The organism is Halosimplex litoreum (assembly GCF_016065055.1).
Classification (GTDB): Archaea; Halobacteriota; Halobacteria; order Halobacteriales; family Haloarculaceae; genus Halosimplex; species Halosimplex litoreum.
The window spans coordinates 2,270,455-2,285,490 of the sequence record NZ_CP065856.1; the positions used below are offsets into that span (position 1 = coordinate 2,270,455).

Here is a 15,036-nt window from a genome sequence, read left to right on the forward strand (position 1 = left end):
TACGGACATATAATCCCCCTCTGAGTCGGGTTCGAGTAAAGAATTGGATCGCCGACGAGCGAACTCGACGACGGCGCGCGGATCGTCCGTTCGCGACAGCCGAGTGCGAGCCCCTCGGCGACACGACCCGCCCGACCACCTCGGGGTCGCGTCACCGGAGTGCGTCGAGCCGTCGCTCCATCTCGCGTTCGAGCCACTCGGCTGCCTCCGCGGGCGACTCCTCGACGTGCTCGACGTGTTTGTCGAAGAAGCCGGCCGTCCCGAGCAGTCGGACCGCGTCGTACACCGACGCGCGTTCTCCACGGCCCGACGGCAACGATCCGGCACGGCGGCGGTACCCCTCGCGAAACGCGGCCAACAAGCGGTCGGGATCGGCGACGTCGCCCGCGTCGGTCAGCCGGTCTTCGACCCGATAGAGCTCGCGAGCGGGGTCGCCGACGTGTGCGATCTCCCAGTCGATGAACCCGATCGTGTCGTCGGTCCGGAACGCGTTCGGCATCGCGGGGTCGCCGTGGACGAGCGCGGCCGGTGCGGGGTCGAGCACCCCGGCGTTCGCTCGGACCGCCTCGACCACCGCATCGAAGTAGTGGTCGTAGCGGTCGGTCGAGGCCAGCGCTCGCTCCCGCTCGATCTCCGCGACCAGCGTCTCCGTCCACGAGTCGGTCTCGACCGTGAGTCCCCCCGCGCCGCCACCGACGATCCGCCCATGGCGGTCGAACTCACGGGCGTGTACCCCCGCGAGCGCCGCGCCGACGCGCTCGATCTCGCGTTCGCGCTCGTCGGTCGACCAGTCGGCCCAGGGCCGGTGGAAGTTCGCGCCGTCCATCGGTGCGGTGGCGAGATACGGCGTCGACCCCGCGTCCCCCGTCGCGAGTACCGTCGGAACCGTCACGTCGCAGCGACCGTCCACGTACGGGATCACCGCGCGCTCGGTGGCGATCCGCGACCCGTCGCCGTCGACGGCGACTTTCAGGAAAGCCGTCTCGCCGTCGGCGAAGTCGACCCGAACCGTCCGGTTCGCGTCGTTCCAGGAGGGACCGACTCCGGACAGCTCCTCGACCCGACGGGTCGGGAACGCGTCCGCCAGCGCCGTCTCGACCGCCTCGTCTCCGTCGACCATCGTCGTCACCGTTCCCGCGGACCGGTTTTGAGCGTTGCCGTCGTGTGCGGTCGAGTAGCACGCCCCGGTCGGTCAGTCCTCGCCGTTCGAACCGCGCCGTACCAGCCCGCCCAGCCCGCCGAGGGCGGCCAGCGCGGCGCCGACACCGAAACCCGGACCGTCGCCGCTCGTGGTCCCCTCCGTCGTCGCGTCACCGCCCGGACTCACGGTGGACGCGGCCGTCCCGTCGATGGTCCCGTTCCGCCGCTCCGTGGGGACGGTCGCGGTCGGCGAGTCGATGCCTGTCGTCGTCTCGGCCGGCGATCCGGTCGCCGTCGCGGTCGCGGTGTCCGTCGCTTCGTCGGCGAACGCGCCGGCGAGCGCCGACTCCCCACCGGCGACGGGCAACTCGACGGCGCTGTCGGCCAGCGACACCTCGACCGTCGGGTTCCCGGGCGGGTGGAGCGTGAACTCGCTGTCGCTCCCGTAGACGACCAGGCCGATCCGCGAGTCGGCCTCGAAGACGTGGTCGGTCGCCTGGAGCGGGAACTCGGCCCGAACGCGCCCGTCGTCGGGCAGCGGGGCGGACTCCCGGAGCGACTGGCGGTAGGCGAGCGGCGTGTCGTAGTCGCGGTAGGACGGCCGGTTCAGCGGGTCCGCCCAGCCGCGCGTCACGATGTCGGCCGAGTACGGGCCGTATTCGACGAGCGCGACGCTGACGACGGTCGGGTCGTCGAGCGACAGCGACAGCGACGGGACGACTCGACCGCTGACGTGGACCGACTCGGTGAGCGGCGGCGTCTCGTAGCGCAGGCGGTGGGGCGACTCGTCGGCGGCGACCAGGTCCGCCGCCGCGGTCGAGGGGTCGTCGACCAGCGATTCGAACCCGGCGCCCGGCTCACCCGTCGTCGCGGCGCCGGTCGTCCCACCGCCGGACCCCAACCGGACGGTCGCGGGCTCGGCTGCCGGGACCGGCCACTCGGCGTAGGTCTCCATCGTCCCCTCGGCGGCCGACCGACCGCCGCGGACGACGGTGACCGGGTCGTCGTCCATCACGCCGGTGTCCTCGTCTTTGAGCCAGTGGGCCCACCAGCGGTCGAGGGTCCGCTCCCACGCCTCGCCGGCGGGGCCCCTGTGGCCGCCCTCGTAGAGCCAGAGCTTCAGCGCCAGGTCGCGGGCCGCGAGCGTCTCGTACCAGTCGGCGGCGTTGTTCGGCTTGACGATCGGGTCGTCGACCGCGTGGGCGATCAGGACCGAACAGTCGACCGCGTCGGCGTCGGCGAGGTAGGTTCGCTCGTGCCAGAAGTCGTTGTAGTCGCCGGTCGCCAGATCCTGTCCGGCCTCGGCGCGGTCGGTCCAGCGGTCGCAGTCGTCGCGCAGCGCGTTGCTGGCCTGGATCCACGTGCCGATGTCGGTCATCCCCTCGGTGGCGTCGGGGACGACCGAGATCGGCGTCCCGTTCGAGCGGAACAGGCCGTACTGGCCGACGTTGGCCGATTGGGGGACGATCGTCTCGAGGCCCTCGACGCCGGTCGTCGCCGTGCCGTTTGCGAGTTCGCCCAGTGCCGACGCGCCGATCATCCCCGTCCGGCCGTTGGTCCACTCGGCCGCGACTCGCTTCCCGCCCTCCGGCGCGTCGTAGGCGGTCGCGCGGCCGTTGAACCAGTCGACCACGGATTCGAGCGCGGCGACCGTCGGCGGCCCCGCGGCGGTGTAACAGCCGGTCGAGCGGGCCGTCCCGAGCGAGGACACCCGCGCGACGGCGTACCCCTGGGGGAGGTACCGCCGTTCGGTCCGCCGGTGAGGGTTCGCCGCGTCACCGAGAGGCGAGTGAGCGGGGCTCGGCCCACCGGCGGCCGTCGGGTCGCCGAGCGTCGCCGCCTCGCTCGTGGCCGTCGCCGTACCGCCGTCGGTGCCGCTGGCGTCGTCCGGTGTGGGCGCGACCGACCGGTCGTAGTACATCGCCGTGGTCGCGTCGCCGTGGGTCTGCTCGCCGTGATACGGGCTCGCGACCGCGATCACGGGCGGTCGATCGCCGTCGGTCGCCCCCTCGGGGTACGACACCCTGACGTGGATCCGGTCGGGGGTCCCGTCGCCGTCCGTGTCGACGCCCGTCTCGACCCAGGCCTCTTCGCGGATCGCCGCGCCGGTGTCGGCGGTCCCGTCGGCGCCGCCGACCGGCGTCGCGTACGCACGCCCGGCGACCGCGCTCGCGCCGACCGCCGTCGTCACCGACGCCAGCAGCCGTCGTCTGGACACCGATCCCGTCGACGCCGTCCCGGCGGCGCCCTCGCCGTCGCTCGCGTTCGACTGGTCCGTCATACCTCGTGGTAGCGAGCCCCCACGCATCGCCGTTTCGAAGGGTGAAACGCGTCTTTTCGTTACCGGTGGTGGGCCGCTCCGCGGGCGACGACGCGGGTGACGGTCGGCTACTCGGTCGCCGACTCGTCGGTGGGTTCGGGGTCGTCCCGGGTCGTGGTCGCTATATCGTCGCCCGCAGCGCCCCGCAGCGCCGGCCGGGCGACCGACTCGTGCCACCGCAGTTCGCCCTCGCGCCACCGGACCCAGCCGGCCAGCGCGCCGAATCCGACGACGAGCGCACCGAGCGCGACGAGGCCGCCCTCGGGGCCGAACGAGCCGCCGGTCAGGACCGTCGGGCCGGACTGCTCGACGGCGACGACGGTCACGGGCGTCGTGAAGCCGCTGACCGGAAAGCCGAACACGGAAGCGATCGAGACGTTCCAGGTGACGTGGAGGCCGATAGCGGTCGCGATGCGACCGGTCAGGAGGTAGCTCGCGGCGAACAGGCCGCCGAACAGCGCGATGTTGACCAGCGCGAGGGCGGTGACGTTCGGGTTCGCCCCGTGGCCGACGCCGAAGGCGAGGCCGGAGACGACCGTCGCGCCGGCGAAGGCGCCGCCGAGACCGATCCCGCGCCAGCCGGCGAGTCCCTCGGCGACGTTCGTCAGGAGGTACCCGCGGAAGAGCAACTCCTCGAAGACGCCGACGCCGACGAAGTAGACGGAGACGAGCGCGAACGCCAGCGCCGGCGCGACGCTCGGCCCGATAGCCACCGAGGGGTCTGCCCTGGTGACGACGGTCCCGGTCACCCGGAGCAAGCCGGCTGCGAGTTCGACCGCGAACACCAGCCCGGGGAGTGCGACGCCGAGCGCGAGCCCGAAAGCCAGATCCGCCCACCACGCGGGCGAGCGACCGAGCCCCAGATCCGAGAGCCGGCGCCGGTCGACCAGCCGGGCGGCGGCGAGGATGCCCGCGACGAAGCCGGCGATCTGGAGCGTGCGAGCGGCGACGGAGACGAGCGCGGTCAGCGTCGCCCCGGCGGTACTCGGCGCGAGTGCGACCAGCGCCGACGACGCGAGCGCGCCCCCGACGCCGCCGACTACGAAGAGAAAGAGCGCGAGGCCGAGCCGCGGGAGCGCCCGGGGGCGGCGCTCGCGGTCGTTCCAGAACAGGCCGCGGAGACCGGTGCCGTCCGTCATCGTCCGGGAGTGGGGCCTGCGAGGCTTAAGCCCCGGGGACGGCCGCGCGGTCGCGTCCCGGCGCGGTCGCGGGACTCCGGGCGGCGCCGCCGGGAAGGAAACCCATATTGCCGGCGCGACCCACGAACGTGGTATGACAAAGCGCCACGTCTCGCTGCCGCCGGGCGGCGAGGAGGGCATCCACACGTTCATCGCGGAGGTCGACGACCGACTGTCCGGCGGGGAGGACACCTGTGACGTGGTCGAGGACGTGCTCGTCGACCTCTTCGGCGACCGGGAGGCCTACGAGCGCTGGCAGTCCGGGGGCGAGGTCACTCCCGCCGAGCGCGTCCGCCTCCAGGGGTACGACCCCTGCAACGTCACCCTCGAGAGCGAGTACTACGCCGAGGTCGAATCGATGGACGACGGGGAGTTCGAGCGCACGAAGTACCTCCAGTGGCTCTGGCGGCAGTTCGACGCCACGCCGATGGCCGACAACGTCGAGTTCGCGCTTCGCTTCCGCCGGATGCTCGCCGACCACCTCTTCGCCGAGGTGGGCGACGACTGCCGCTTCTTCAAGGGGATCACCTTCACCTACGGCCACAACATCTCTATCGGCGACAACGTCGTCGTCCACGACGACGTCCATCTCGACGACCGCGGCATGCTCACCGTCGGCGACCGCGTCTCCATCTCCGACGACGCCCACGTCTACAGCCACGACCACGACGTCAACGACCAGACCGCCGTCGACAACTACCACACGATCATCGAGGACGACGCTCGCGTCACCTACGACTCGATGGTCCGCGCCGGCGTCCGCATGGGCGAAAACTCCGTGCTCGCCGCCAAATCCATCGCCGGCACGGACGTGCCCGCCCACCACATCGCGGCGGGGACGCCGGCCAAATCGATCGCAGTCAAGGACGGCTGGGAGCCGGTCGCCGACGACCTCGAGGACGCCAACGTCGACCGCCGTGCGGAGCGGAAACTGGCGTACGAGCTGCCGGAGAATCTCGACGTCTTCGACGAGTTCCAGCGCGAGCGGCAACCGCCGGGTAACTCGTAGCGTCGTCCGGTTCTACAGGCGGGACAGGCCGAGTGCCTCGGGGTCGTCCGAGAGTCTTCGATTCGCGCGAGGACGAGAGCGCGACGCTCGCTCGAACCACTCGACCCAGAGGCGGTTCACTGCTCACGTAGCGTTACGTCGCCGTTTGTCGACCGGAGTTCGAGCGCGTGCTCGCCCGCGCCTATCGTCCCCTCGACGCGGTGTTCGCCCGACGACTCGATAGTCAACTGCGCGCCCTCGACGGTGGCGTCGCCGTTGGTCGTCTCCAGCGTCACCGCCGCCGAGAGGTCGTCGGCGACAGCGGCGACCACGTCGCCGTTGCGTGACCGGCAGGTCGCGTCTTCGCGGAGGGCGGACACGTCGACGGTCACGTCGCCGTTGGTCGTCTCCGCGCCGTCGAGACCGCTTACGTCGCCCGCGGTGAGGTCGCCGTTGGTCGATTCGACGGTGACGAAGCCGTCGACGCCGGTCACGTCCACATCGCCGTTGGCCGAGCTGTAGGTCCCGTCTCCCGCGACGCCCTCGGCCTCGATATCCCCGTTGCTCGACGACGTCTCGACGACGGCGAGCTCCTCCGGGACCGACAGGTCGAGGGTCACGGAGACGTCCGCGTCCGGGTCCAGCGGCCGCGGTGCGACGGTGAGTCGGCCGTCCTCGACGCGCCCCTCGACAGTCACCTCGTCGAGGGCGTCCTCGCCGGAACTCGACTCCTTTCGGACGGTACCCGAAACCGCCTCGCCGTCGCCGGGCGAGAGGGTCACGTCGCCGGAGTCGGTCCGGACGGCGAGTTCGTCGGCGCCACTGGGGTCGAACGACCGCTCGACGCGTTCGGTGTACGGTTCGGTCGAGAGCACGCAGCCCGCGAGGCCGACGGCGCCGACGAGTCCGGCGCCCGCACGGAGGAACCGGCGGCGGGACGGGTCGGGCGACGAGTCGCCCGGTCGGTCGGAAGGAGAGGCGACGGGGGACATGTTCGTCCGGACCGACACGTCAGATCGGCAAAAACGTGACGATCACAGGGTTAGCTTCCGCTTCTCGCCGGTTGCGGCGGTCGCGTCGGTGCCGTCGGTGACGAGGGGGAATCGGACGACGAACTCCGTTCCGTCCGGTCCGGTCTCGCCGAGGGCGAGTCGGCCGCCGTAGACCTGCACGAGGTGGTTCGTGAGGCACAGTCCGTAGCCGTGATCGCCCGATTCGGGTGGGTCGAACAGTGTCTCACGAGCCGTCGGCGGGATACCGTCGCCGTCGTCGCGGACCCGCACCGTCGCCCACTCTTCGCCGCTGGCGACCGTCACCGCGATAGATAGGTCGTCTCCGTTGTGTTCGATCGCGTTCTCGAGGAGGTTGCGGAACACGCGGTTGCAGAGGTCACCGGCGCGGGCGCGAACGCCGTCGGGACCGCGCACGTCGACGCTGACCTCGGGGTTGGTCCGACGGGCCTGTTCAGCCTCCGCCTCGACGACCGCTCGGACGTCCACGGGCGTCAGGTCGGGGTCGTAGTCCGAAGCGTCGAGGATCGTCCGAATAGACCCGACGAAGGCGGCGATCTCGTCGCTACTGTCACGGATCGTCGCCAGGTGAACGGCGGCCTCGCCGTCCACGTCGACCTCGCGGTCGAGCAGGGACGCGTAGCCGTTGATCTTCTGGGCCTCGTTGAGCACCTCGTGGCGGAGGTAGTGGTTGAGATACTCCAGTTGACTCCGCTCGCGCTCCGTGCGGCGGGCGACCGCTATGGACTCGTTGCGCTCGCGTTCGCGCTGTTTCGACCGGATCGAGAAGACGCCCATCACGGTCCCCGACGAGGCGCCGAAGCCGACCGAGAGCAAGAGGATCAGCCACTGCTCGCCCGGGTCGAACCGCGTCTCGACGACGACGAGCGCGGCGTACATCGCGAGGGCGAAAAACAGCGCCATCCCGACGGTCCACCGGACGATCCGCGGACGGAGGTCGGCGTCGACCGTGGTGTCACGGAGCCACACCGTCCCGCCGAGCAGGACGACCGTCGGCACCCCCAAAAGGATCACTTCGAGGTAGCCGTCCAGGCTCGCGTCGGCGATCTCACGGGCGTCTCGAAATATATAGAAAAACGAGATGTACGATATCGTGAACGATACCCAGAGACACGTCATCCCGAACTGTGCGGAATCTCGTCGGAGCGTTCTCAGCACAGCCGACACTGTCGGTGCGATCGACGCATTTGGATTTCAACGTTGGTATGTGGACTATATACTTCGCTGTATCGGGGCGCCGATCTCATAGCAGCGGTTTTGCGGTGCGGGGTGGGACCCGGAAACGATGGGAACGGAGGGCGACCAACCGGCGGGCGACGGCGGCGCCGATGGGTACGGGCGCGGACCGAGCGGGGACGGACCGAGCGCAACCGGACTGGACGCCGGACCCGGCGTAACCGGACTGGACGCCGGAGTTGGACGCGACGTCCGAGTCGAATCGGGCGATGCCGGGTCGGATCCGGGACCCGGGTCGCTGGAGCGCAACGTGGCGTTCGCCGCGGCGAGCGCGGTGCTGTTCGCGCTCGGACTGCTGTTCACCGAGTCGTTCGGCGAAGTCGCCGTCGACGTGGACCTCAAGCCCTTCTTCATTCCGTACCTCCTGATAGTCGCCGCACGCGCCGCCATCCCCACGATGGCCGTCGGGCTCGGTGCGGCGCTCGGCGAGGGCGTCCTCGACGTGTTCGAGGGGTACGAACTGGACGACCCGATCGGGTTCATCGGGTACGTCGTCGGGTTCTCCGCGTTCGGGTGGTACCTCCACGACGTGGCCGAGGACCCGACCCGACCTCGGTCGCTGGCCGTCGGCGCGACGCTCGGGGCGTTCGTCCAGGCGGTCTTCGAGGGCGTCGCGTACCTCACCGTCGAGGAGACCGCGACCGCCGCCGACGCCGCGGTCAGCACGCTCGGGAACACGGTCACGCACGGCCTGGTCCTGGGCGCGATCCCGCTGGTCGTCCTCCTCCCGCGAGTGCGAGCGCCCCTGCGACGACTCGCCGACTGACGCCCACCGCCCCGCGGTCGCGGGACGCTCCCCGACCCGCTGGGTTTCACCTCCCGGCCAAACACCCAAGTGCAGTGGCAACGTATCTCATGGTATGGAACCGTGGGGCTGGATCCTCGTCTACCTCGCCGGGTTCACCCTCCTGCAGCTGTTGCTGGTCCGGTACTTCTCCGAAGACCGGTCGCTGGGCGGCGTCTCGCTGGAGTCGAACGAGGCCTCGCCACCGCAGTCGGGGGAACGCGGCCGGTCGGTCGGTGAGGGCGACGCCCGGTCGCACGAGGGAGCCGACGAGGGCGGCGACGGCGTCCGCTGTCACCAGTGTGGGACCGAAAACGCCGACGAGGGGGCCTACACCTACTGCCACGAGTGTCTGGCGCAGCTCCGGTGAGTCGTCCCGGTTCGGTATCATCGTCGATACTCGCGGCCGAACCCTGAAGTCGGGTCCGTCGGAACCTCCGGGCATGGACGGCTGGGCGTTCGCGGCACTCGCGCTCGGGGTCGTGCTCTGTTTCGAGTTCGTCCTCTTTCGCTACTTCGCGCCCGATCGGTCGGCACCGGCGGGAGTCGACGGTGCGGGCGAACAGCCAGAATCCGGTGCGAGTAACGTGACGGGCGGCCCCGTGAGCGGTCGCGGTGCGTACACCGAGTGCGATCGCGGGGCCGACTCCGCTCCGACGCCCGGTCACACCGTCGTCTGCGGGCACTGCGGGGCGGCCAACACGGACGCACCGGCGGTCGTCTTCTGCCGCTCGTGTCTCGGCCGACTGGGCTGAACGGACCCCGTCGACGACCGCACCCGACCGCGACCGACCGACGAGACCACGACGGAGCGGCGATCCGGCGCGTACTGTTATCAGCGGTGAAAAACGAGGGGCAAAGGTCTATATCGGGAGCGTCGATCCGACGGTATGCGCGTGTCAAGCGGCGTCCCTGGGTTCGACGAGCTGGTCCAGGGCGGCCTCCTGAAAGACAGGCTCTACGTGGTGAGCGGTCCCCCGGGGAGCGGGAAGACGACCTTCTCCTCGCAGTTCATCACGCAGGGCGCCAAGGCGGGGGAGAACTGCCTCTACGTGACGATGCACGAGACTAAAGAGGAGCTGATGCAGGACATGTCGGGCTACGACTTCGGCTTCGACCAGGTGATGGCCTCCGGGAAGGTGCAGTTCCTCAACCTGATGACCGACGGCGGCAAGCGGACGATCACTCAGTTCGGCACGGAGGGCGGGCTCACCAATCGCATCGTCGCGTTCCTCGAACAGCAGGACATCGACCGTGCGGTCATCGACTCGACGATGCTGCTCCAGCACTTCTTCAACGACATGGCCGACGAGATCACCGGCTTTCTCTCGGCGCTGAAACAGACCGGGACGACGATCGTCCTCATCTCGGAGATGACCGACCCGTCCTCCTACGCCGACGAACACTACCTCGCCCACGGCGTCATCTTCTTCCACAACTACTTGGAGAAGGGGGGGATGACCCGCGGGGTTCAGGTGATCAAGATGCGCGGGACGGCCATCGACTGCGACATCCGCGCGATCGACTTCTCCGACAGGGGGCTGCGGGTGCGGCCGGAGCAGAAAGTCGAGGCCTGACCCATGGGACTGTACGAACGGAAGTACGGCACGTCGTGGACGGCCCTCGACAGGGACGAGGCGACCGAGCGCGCCTACGCTCTCGGCGTCGCCGAGTCCCTCGGCGAGTACGACCGCGAGGAGTTCGAGGCCGTCCACGACGAGATGGACACCGCCTACACCAAGAGCATCGTCGAGCTCGCCTTCCGCGAGGGGAAAAACGAGGGTCGCGAGGCCGCCCCGGCGGACGCCGACGAGGAGCAGGTGTGGGACGAGCTCGTCGAGGGCGAGACGGTCACCGTCGACGAGGACGACCTCCCCACTGGCGGGCGCGACGGGCTCCCCGAAGCCGTCGACAAGTTCGAGGGCCTCGAGAAGCCCGACCCCGACGAGATCGACGCGACCGACCGGCCGGACTTCCTCGACAAGTAGGCGGCCGTCGGACTCGCGTCGACCGCAACCGGCTTGACCGCCCGGTCCCACAGAGGGGTATGGTCGCCGCGGATCTCCACGTTCACACCGACAACTCCGACGGAACCTTCCGTCTCTCCGAGGTGCCGCCCGCGGCGCGAGCGGCCGGGCTCGACGCCGTCGCGATCACCGACCACGACCGCGTTCACCCCGACCTGGACGCGCCCGTCGTCGAACGCGACGGGGTCACCGTGGTCCACGGCATCGAACTCCGCGTCGAGGCGGACGACCAGCGCGTCGACGTGCTGGGCTACGGCGTCACCCCGACCGACGCGCTCGTCGCCGAGATCGACCGCCTCCAGCGCGACCGCGTCGAGCGCGGCCGCACGATCGTCGACCGCGTCGAGGAGCGGCTCGGCCACGCGATCCCGGCCGAGCCCGAGCCGGGACTGGGCCGGCCGGACATCGCGCGGGCGGTGATCGAGAGCGACGACGACTACGACTCGATCCCCGACGTCTTCGGCGGCCTCATCGGCGAGGGCGACCCCTGTTACGTCGCCCGCGACGTCCCCTCGTTCGAGCACGGCCGCGAGCTCCTGAGCGACGCGTGCGCCCTCGTCAGCCTCGCACACCCGCTGCGCTACCCGGAACCCGAGGCGGCGCTGGAACTCGCCCCTCGGCTCGACGCCGTCGAAGTCGCGTACCCCTACGGCGCCCGGGCCCACACCGGCGCGAACGGTGAGCTGGCCGTCGAAGACGTACGCACGGTCGCCGAGCGAAACGACCTGACCGTCACGGGCGGGAGCGACGCGCACGACCGCTCGCTCGGCGAGACCGGCCTGTCGACCGACGAGTACGAGCGGGTCCGCGACGCCCTCGGCGTCGCCCCGTGACCGGCCACGTCTCGTCGTGACCGGTCGGCTGGTCCCCCGCCCGACCGATCCGTCGTGGGTATGCCGCCCGAGCGCTACGTCAGCGGCCGCCGCGTCGGTCTCCGCGGCCGCAGGGTTCAATGCCCCTCGGATCCAAGCACGGGTATGCAGTGCCACTACTGCGACCGCGAGGCCGAGATCGCCGTCGAGAAAGACGGCGTCAAGGTCGGGGTCTGCAAGACGCACTTCCGCGAGCAGATGGAGGAGATCGCCGACTCGGACTGGCTCGACGGGATCGAAGAGGACCTCGACATCGACCGCGCCGAGTGAGCGCCCGGGCCGCATACGCCACCGCTCAGTGGACCGCTCGCCGTCGCCCTGTTCGCCGCCCTCCCGCCCGCTCGTGCCCCGCTCGGTTCGCGCTCGCCCCACACGAGGCTTTACTGACTCGCCGCCGTAGCCGCCGCTATGGACCACGTCGACCGCGAGGACGTCGAACGGCGGATGGGACCGGCCGCCGACAAGCGCGCGCTCGCCGCCGCGCTCGGGACGGCGGAACTGGCGCTGAACTACTACGAACTCGACCCCGGCGACAGCTTCGGCTTCGGTTACCACCGCCACCCCGACCAGGAGGAGGTCTTCTACGTGATCGAGGGGACGGCGACCTTCGAGACCGAGGACGGCGACGTGGCCGTTTCCGCGGGCGAGGCCGTCCGCTTCGCCCCCGGCGAGTGGCAGCTGGGCCGCAACGCCGGCGACGAGCGCGTGGTCGCGCTCGCGATGGGCGCCCCGAAAGACGCCGGACGGACCGAGATGCTCCGGGAGTGCCCCGACTGCGGCGGCCGCACCGAGGGGACCGTCGAGATGGCCGACGACCGCGAGGCGCTCGTGACTCGCTGCACGGACTGCGGCGCCGAGACCGGGCGGTTCACCTGAGTCCGCTCCTCGCGCTGCGACCGCGCGCGAACCGCTCGACGGCGTTGTACAGCGCCAGCCCGGCGAGCGCCGGGCCGAGCGTGACGACGAGTACGAGCGTCGTCCAGGCGACGGTTGCGGCCAGCCCGTCGAGGAAGAGGACGTTGTAGCGGGTGAACCCGCCGGGGGCGACGAACAGGACGGCACTCGTGACCATCGCGACAGGCCACCCGAGCGTGGCGTACGCCAGGGCCTCGTCGGCGTCCAGCAGCGTCCAGCGGCCGAGCAGTTGCCGACCGAACAGCACCGGGACGACCGCGAGGACCAGCGCCGCCCCAGCGGCGACGACGGCGAACGTCAGCCCCGCGGCCGGATCGACGAGCACCGCCAGCGCGACCGCGCCCGCCGCGAACAGACCCACCGCTCCCGCGAGGACCGTCCCCAGCGCGTCCCCGAAGTAGTCAGTTCGCGTCGAGAGCGCCCACGCCACTCCTGCGACGACCGGCGACGCGACGACCAGTCCGAATGCGGCCACCAGCGCCATCGCTCCCACGAACCCGGCTTCCATCGCCGAGTGGTTGGCGCGCCTCCTGATAAGTTCGGGGGTCCGCCTCGCGCAGTTTCGGCGGTCGCGTCACTCGAAGGCAGCGATGCCGGTCAGGTCCTCGCCCACGATCAGCGTGTGAATATCGTGGGTGCCTTCGTAGGTATACACCGTCTCGACGTTGGCGAGGTGGCGCATCGGCGAGTAGTCGGTCGTGATGCCGTTGCCGCCCAGCATCTCCCTGGCGGTGCGGGCCGCGTCGCGCCACATCGCGACGTTGTTGCGTTTGGCCATCGACACCTGCTGGGGTCGCAGGTCGCCTCGTTCTTTCAGATCCGCGAGCCGATAGGCCAGCAACTGGGCGGTCGTGATCTCCGTGGCCATCTCCGCGAGTTTCTCCTGCTGGAGCTGGAATCGTGCGATCGGGCCACCGAACTGTTCGCGGTCGGTCGCGTACTCGCGGGCGGCCTCGAAGCAGTCCCGCGCCGCGCCGACGGCGCCCCACGCGATGCCGTAGCGGGCCTGCGTGAGACACGAGAGGGGGCCTTTCATCCCCGACACGTCGGGCAAGACCGCCGACTCGGGGACGTAGCAGTCGTTCAGGCCGATCTCCCCCGTCACCGAGGCGCGCATCGAGAGCTTGCCGTCGATGTGGTTCGTGGTAATCCCCTCTCGGTCCGTGTCGACGAGAAAGCCGCGGACCGGATCGTCGGCCGCCGAGCGGTCCCTGGCCCACACGAGCGCGACGTCGGCGATGGGGGCGTTCGTGATCCACGTCTTCGAGCCGTTGAGGACGTACCCGTCGCCGTCGTCGCTTCGTTCGGCGCGGGTCTCCATCGCGCTGGGGTTCGAGCCGTGGTCGGGTTCCGTGAGGCCGAAACACCCCACCGCGGAGCCGTCGGCGAGGGCTGGCAGCCACCGCTCGCGCTGGGCCGCCGAGCCGAAGGCGTGGATCGGGTACATCACCAGCGCCCCCTGAACGGAGGCCATCGAGCGCACGCCCGAGTCGCCCGCTTCGAGTTCCTGCATCACGAGCCCGTAGGCTCGTTCGCCGAGGTTCGCCGTCGCCTCGTGGTCGAGGTTCGGCGCGTAGAAGCCCAGATCGCCCATCTCCGCGATCAGCTCCTCGGGGAACGTGCCGGCCTCGAAGTGGTCATCGATGTCGGGGCGGACCCGATCGTCGACGAACTCCCGGGCCGTGTCGCGGACGAGCCGCTCCTCCTCGTTCAGATCGGCCTCCAGGCCCACGTAGTCGAGCATGCCCGTCCTTGGACGCGAGTCGTGAAAAGCGCTCGCCGGGCCGCCGGGTCACGCGAGGCCCGTCGATATCAGTCGTCGGAGGCGACGGCGTCGTCGGCGGGCACGGTGTCGGTCGCGTCGACCTCGCGGACGAACGCGATGAAGTTGTCGAACACCTGTTTGGCCTCGCAGGCGGCGTCGAAGTTCTCGGGCGTGATCCCGTCGAGGACCGACTGGATGCGGTCCTCGGAGAGCTGGCCCTCCTTGCCGACGGTCACCTCGGCGGCGGTGTCCATGTCGTACTCGGGGTGGAACTGGACGCCGAACACCCGACCCTCGCGGAAGCCGTGGACGCCGTAGTCGTTGCCGGCCAGCCGTTCGGCGCCCGGCGGGAGTTCGGCCACGTAGTCCGAGTGGGTGGTGAAGACGGTGAAGTCGTCGTCGATCCCCTCGAACAGCACCGAGTCGCCGGTGTGTTCGACGGTCCGGTAGCCGATCTCGTACTCCCCCATCGGCTCGACGGTCCCGCCGAGCACGTCCGCGAGCAGCTGGTGGCCGTAACACACGCCCAGGAACGGCAGCCCGCGGTCGATCGCCTCGTCGACCCACTCCTTGGTCGGCGCGATCCACTCCTCGTCCCAGTAGACCGAGGCGCGGGAGCCGGTGACCACCGCGCCGTCGAACTCGAAGGTCTCCGGGTACTGTCCCGTCGGGAGGTGAAACTCCGTCAGGTCGGCGTCGAGTTCCCGGCGGAAGTTGCGCCGGTTGCCCTCGGCCTCGTGGGCTGCGTTCAACAGGGCGATGCGCGGCCGTGTCATCGTC

The 15,036-nt window shown here is 70.4% G+C and carries 17 protein-coding genes; 9 read left to right on the top strand and 8 right to left on the bottom strand.

The genetic code is table 11. The features are described 5' to 3' along the window. Positions 1–151 precede the first annotated feature (151 nt). The 3 genes from I7X12_RS11290 to I7X12_RS11300 all read right to left on the bottom strand — a co-directional run bounded on the left by I7X12_RS11290 (position 152) and on the right by I7X12_RS11300 (position 4,599). Entirely contained in the window at positions 152–1,120 is a 969-nt protein-coding gene (locus I7X12_RS11290; protein WP_198060186.1) for a phosphotransferase family protein, read from the bottom strand. 72 nt (positions 1,121–1,192) lie between these two features. Then, complete coding sequence (locus I7X12_RS11295) at positions 1,193–3,421, bottom strand: CocE/NonD family hydrolase (protein WP_198060187.1); 2,229 nt, start codon at positions 3,419–3,421, stop codon at positions 1,193–1,195. 107 nt (positions 3,422–3,528) lie between these two features. Continuing rightward, complete coding sequence (locus tag I7X12_RS11300) at positions 3,529–4,599, bottom strand: CPBP family intramembrane glutamic endopeptidase (protein ID WP_198060188.1); 1,071 nt, start codon at positions 4,597–4,599, stop codon at positions 3,529–3,531. A 133-nt stretch (positions 4,600–4,732) separates the two neighbouring features. Between I7X12_RS11300 and I7X12_RS11305 the strand changes: the two genes are divergently transcribed. Then, positions 4,733–5,647, top strand: a complete 915-nt coding sequence (locus I7X12_RS11305; protein ID WP_198060189.1) for an acyltransferase — start codon at positions 4,733–4,735, stop codon at positions 5,645–5,647. 116 nt (positions 5,648–5,763) lie between these two features. Here I7X12_RS11305 and I7X12_RS11310 read toward each other — a convergent pair whose 3' ends face one another. Then, positions 5,764–6,618, bottom strand: a complete 855-nt coding sequence (locus tag I7X12_RS11310; RefSeq protein ID WP_198060190.1) for a DUF4097 family beta strand repeat-containing protein — start codon at positions 6,616–6,618, stop codon at positions 5,764–5,766. Between the two features lie 42 nt (positions 6,619–6,660). After that, positions 6,661–7,824: a sensor histidine kinase gene (locus tag I7X12_RS11315; RefSeq protein WP_198060191.1), complete on the bottom strand. Its 1,164-nt coding sequence runs from the start codon at positions 7,822–7,824 to the stop codon at positions 6,661–6,663. Positions 7,825–7,942: 118 nt separating this feature from the next. Here I7X12_RS11315 and I7X12_RS11320 point away from each other — a divergent pair, with 118 nt between their 5' ends. From I7X12_RS11320 to I7X12_RS11355, 8 genes are all read left to right on the top strand, one after another. Then, positions 7,943–8,659 (top strand): hypothetical protein, encoded by a 717-nt coding sequence (locus tag I7X12_RS11320; RefSeq protein ID WP_198060192.1) that lies wholly within the window; start codon positions 7,943–7,945, stop codon positions 8,657–8,659. A 94-nt stretch (positions 8,660–8,753) separates the two neighbouring features. Further along, entirely contained in the window at positions 8,754–9,047 is a 294-nt protein-coding gene (locus I7X12_RS11325) for a DUF7577 domain-containing protein (RefSeq protein ID WP_198060193.1), read from the top strand. 73 nt (positions 9,048–9,120) lie between these two features. Continuing rightward, entirely contained in the window at positions 9,121–9,432 is a 312-nt protein-coding gene (locus I7X12_RS11330; RefSeq protein ID WP_198060194.1) for a DUF7577 domain-containing protein, read from the top strand. A gap of 135 nt (positions 9,433–9,567) precedes the next feature. Beyond that, positions 9,568–10,254 carry an RAD55 family ATPase gene (locus tag I7X12_RS11335; RefSeq protein WP_198060195.1) on the top strand — a complete coding sequence of 229 codons (687 nt, stop codon included), beginning with the start codon at positions 9,568–9,570 and terminating at the stop codon, positions 10,252–10,254. A 3-nt stretch (positions 10,255–10,257) separates the two neighbouring features. Then, positions 10,258–10,665 carry a hypothetical protein gene (locus tag I7X12_RS11340; RefSeq protein ID WP_198060196.1) on the top strand — a complete coding sequence of 136 codons (408 nt, stop codon included), beginning with the start codon at positions 10,258–10,260 and terminating at the stop codon, positions 10,663–10,665. Positions 10,666–10,724: 59 nt separating this feature from the next. Then, entirely contained in the window at positions 10,725–11,537 is an 813-nt protein-coding gene (locus I7X12_RS11345) for a PHP domain-containing protein (protein WP_198060197.1), read from the top strand. Positions 11,538–11,681: 144 nt separating this feature from the next. Continuing rightward, positions 11,682–11,846, top strand: a complete 165-nt coding sequence (locus I7X12_RS11350; RefSeq protein ID WP_006882760.1) for a DUF6757 family protein — start codon at positions 11,682–11,684, stop codon at positions 11,844–11,846. A 138-nt stretch (positions 11,847–11,984) separates the two neighbouring features. After that, entirely contained in the window at positions 11,985–12,452 is a 468-nt protein-coding gene (locus I7X12_RS11355; protein WP_198060198.1) for a cupin domain-containing protein, read from the top strand. On the opposite strand, the gene I7X12_RS11360 is transcribed toward I7X12_RS11355, so the two are convergent. From I7X12_RS11360 to I7X12_RS11370, 3 genes are all read right to left on the bottom strand, one after another. Next, positions 12,445–12,999, bottom strand: a complete 555-nt coding sequence (locus I7X12_RS11360) for a hypothetical protein (protein ID WP_198060199.1) — start codon at positions 12,997–12,999, stop codon at positions 12,445–12,447. The two genes, I7X12_RS11355 and I7X12_RS11360, sit on opposite strands and share 8 nt — an antisense overlap. Before the next feature lie 66 nt (positions 13,000–13,065). Next, entirely contained in the window at positions 13,066–14,235 is a 1,170-nt protein-coding gene (locus I7X12_RS11365) for an acyl-CoA dehydrogenase family protein (RefSeq protein WP_198060200.1), read from the bottom strand. 68 nt (positions 14,236–14,303) lie between these two features. Then, positions 14,304–15,032 carry a type 1 glutamine amidotransferase gene (locus tag I7X12_RS11370; protein WP_198060201.1) on the bottom strand — a complete coding sequence of 243 codons (729 nt, stop codon included), beginning with the start codon at positions 15,030–15,032 and terminating at the stop codon, positions 14,304–14,306. Positions 15,033–15,036: the final 4 nt, after the last annotated feature.

Coding starts and splice junctions, on each gene's coding strand:
- I7X12_RS11335 (WP_198060195.1), top strand. CDS start 9,568: ATGCGCGTGTCAAGCGGCGTCCCTGGGTTCGACGAGCTGGTCCAGGGC.
- I7X12_RS11325 (WP_198060193.1), top strand. CDS start 8,754: ATGGAACCGTGGGGCTGGATCCTCGTCTACCTCGCCGGGTTCACCCTC.
- I7X12_RS11310 (WP_198060190.1), bottom strand. CDS start 6,618: ATGTCCCCCGTCGCCTCTCCTTCCGACCGACCGGGCGACTCGTCGCCC.
- I7X12_RS11345 (WP_198060197.1), top strand. CDS start 10,725: ATGGTCGCCGCGGATCTCCACGTTCACACCGACAACTCCGACGGAACC.
- I7X12_RS11360 (WP_198060199.1), bottom strand. CDS start 12,999: ATGGAAGCCGGGTTCGTGGGAGCGATGGCGCTGGTGGCCGCATTCGGA.
- I7X12_RS11355 (WP_198060198.1), top strand. CDS start 11,985: ATGGACCACGTCGACCGCGAGGACGTCGAACGGCGGATGGGACCGGCC.
- I7X12_RS11350 (WP_006882760.1), top strand. CDS start 11,682: ATGCAGTGCCACTACTGCGACCGCGAGGCCGAGATCGCCGTCGAGAAA.
- I7X12_RS11365 (WP_198060200.1), bottom strand. CDS start 14,235: ATGCTCGACTACGTGGGCCTGGAGGCCGATCTGAACGAGGAGGAGCGG.
- I7X12_RS11295 (WP_198060187.1), bottom strand. CDS start 3,421: ATGACGGACCAGTCGAACGCGAGCGACGGCGAGGGCGCCGCCGGGACG.
- I7X12_RS11320 (WP_198060192.1), top strand. CDS start 7,943: ATGGGAACGGAGGGCGACCAACCGGCGGGCGACGGCGGCGCCGATGGG.
- I7X12_RS11290 (WP_198060186.1), bottom strand. CDS start 1,120: ATGGTCGACGGAGACGAGGCGGTCGAGACGGCGCTGGCGGACGCGTTC.
- I7X12_RS11370 (WP_198060201.1), bottom strand. CDS start 15,032: ATGACACGGCCGCGCATCGCCCTGTTGAACGCAGCCCACGAGGCCGAG.
- I7X12_RS11340 (WP_198060196.1), top strand. CDS start 10,258: ATGGGACTGTACGAACGGAAGTACGGCACGTCGTGGACGGCCCTCGAC.
- I7X12_RS11305 (WP_198060189.1), top strand. CDS start 4,733: ATGACAAAGCGCCACGTCTCGCTGCCGCCGGGCGGCGAGGAGGGCATC.
- I7X12_RS11300 (WP_198060188.1), bottom strand. CDS start 4,599: ATGACGGACGGCACCGGTCTCCGCGGCCTGTTCTGGAACGACCGCGAG.
- I7X12_RS11330 (WP_198060194.1), top strand. CDS start 9,121: ATGGACGGCTGGGCGTTCGCGGCACTCGCGCTCGGGGTCGTGCTCTGT.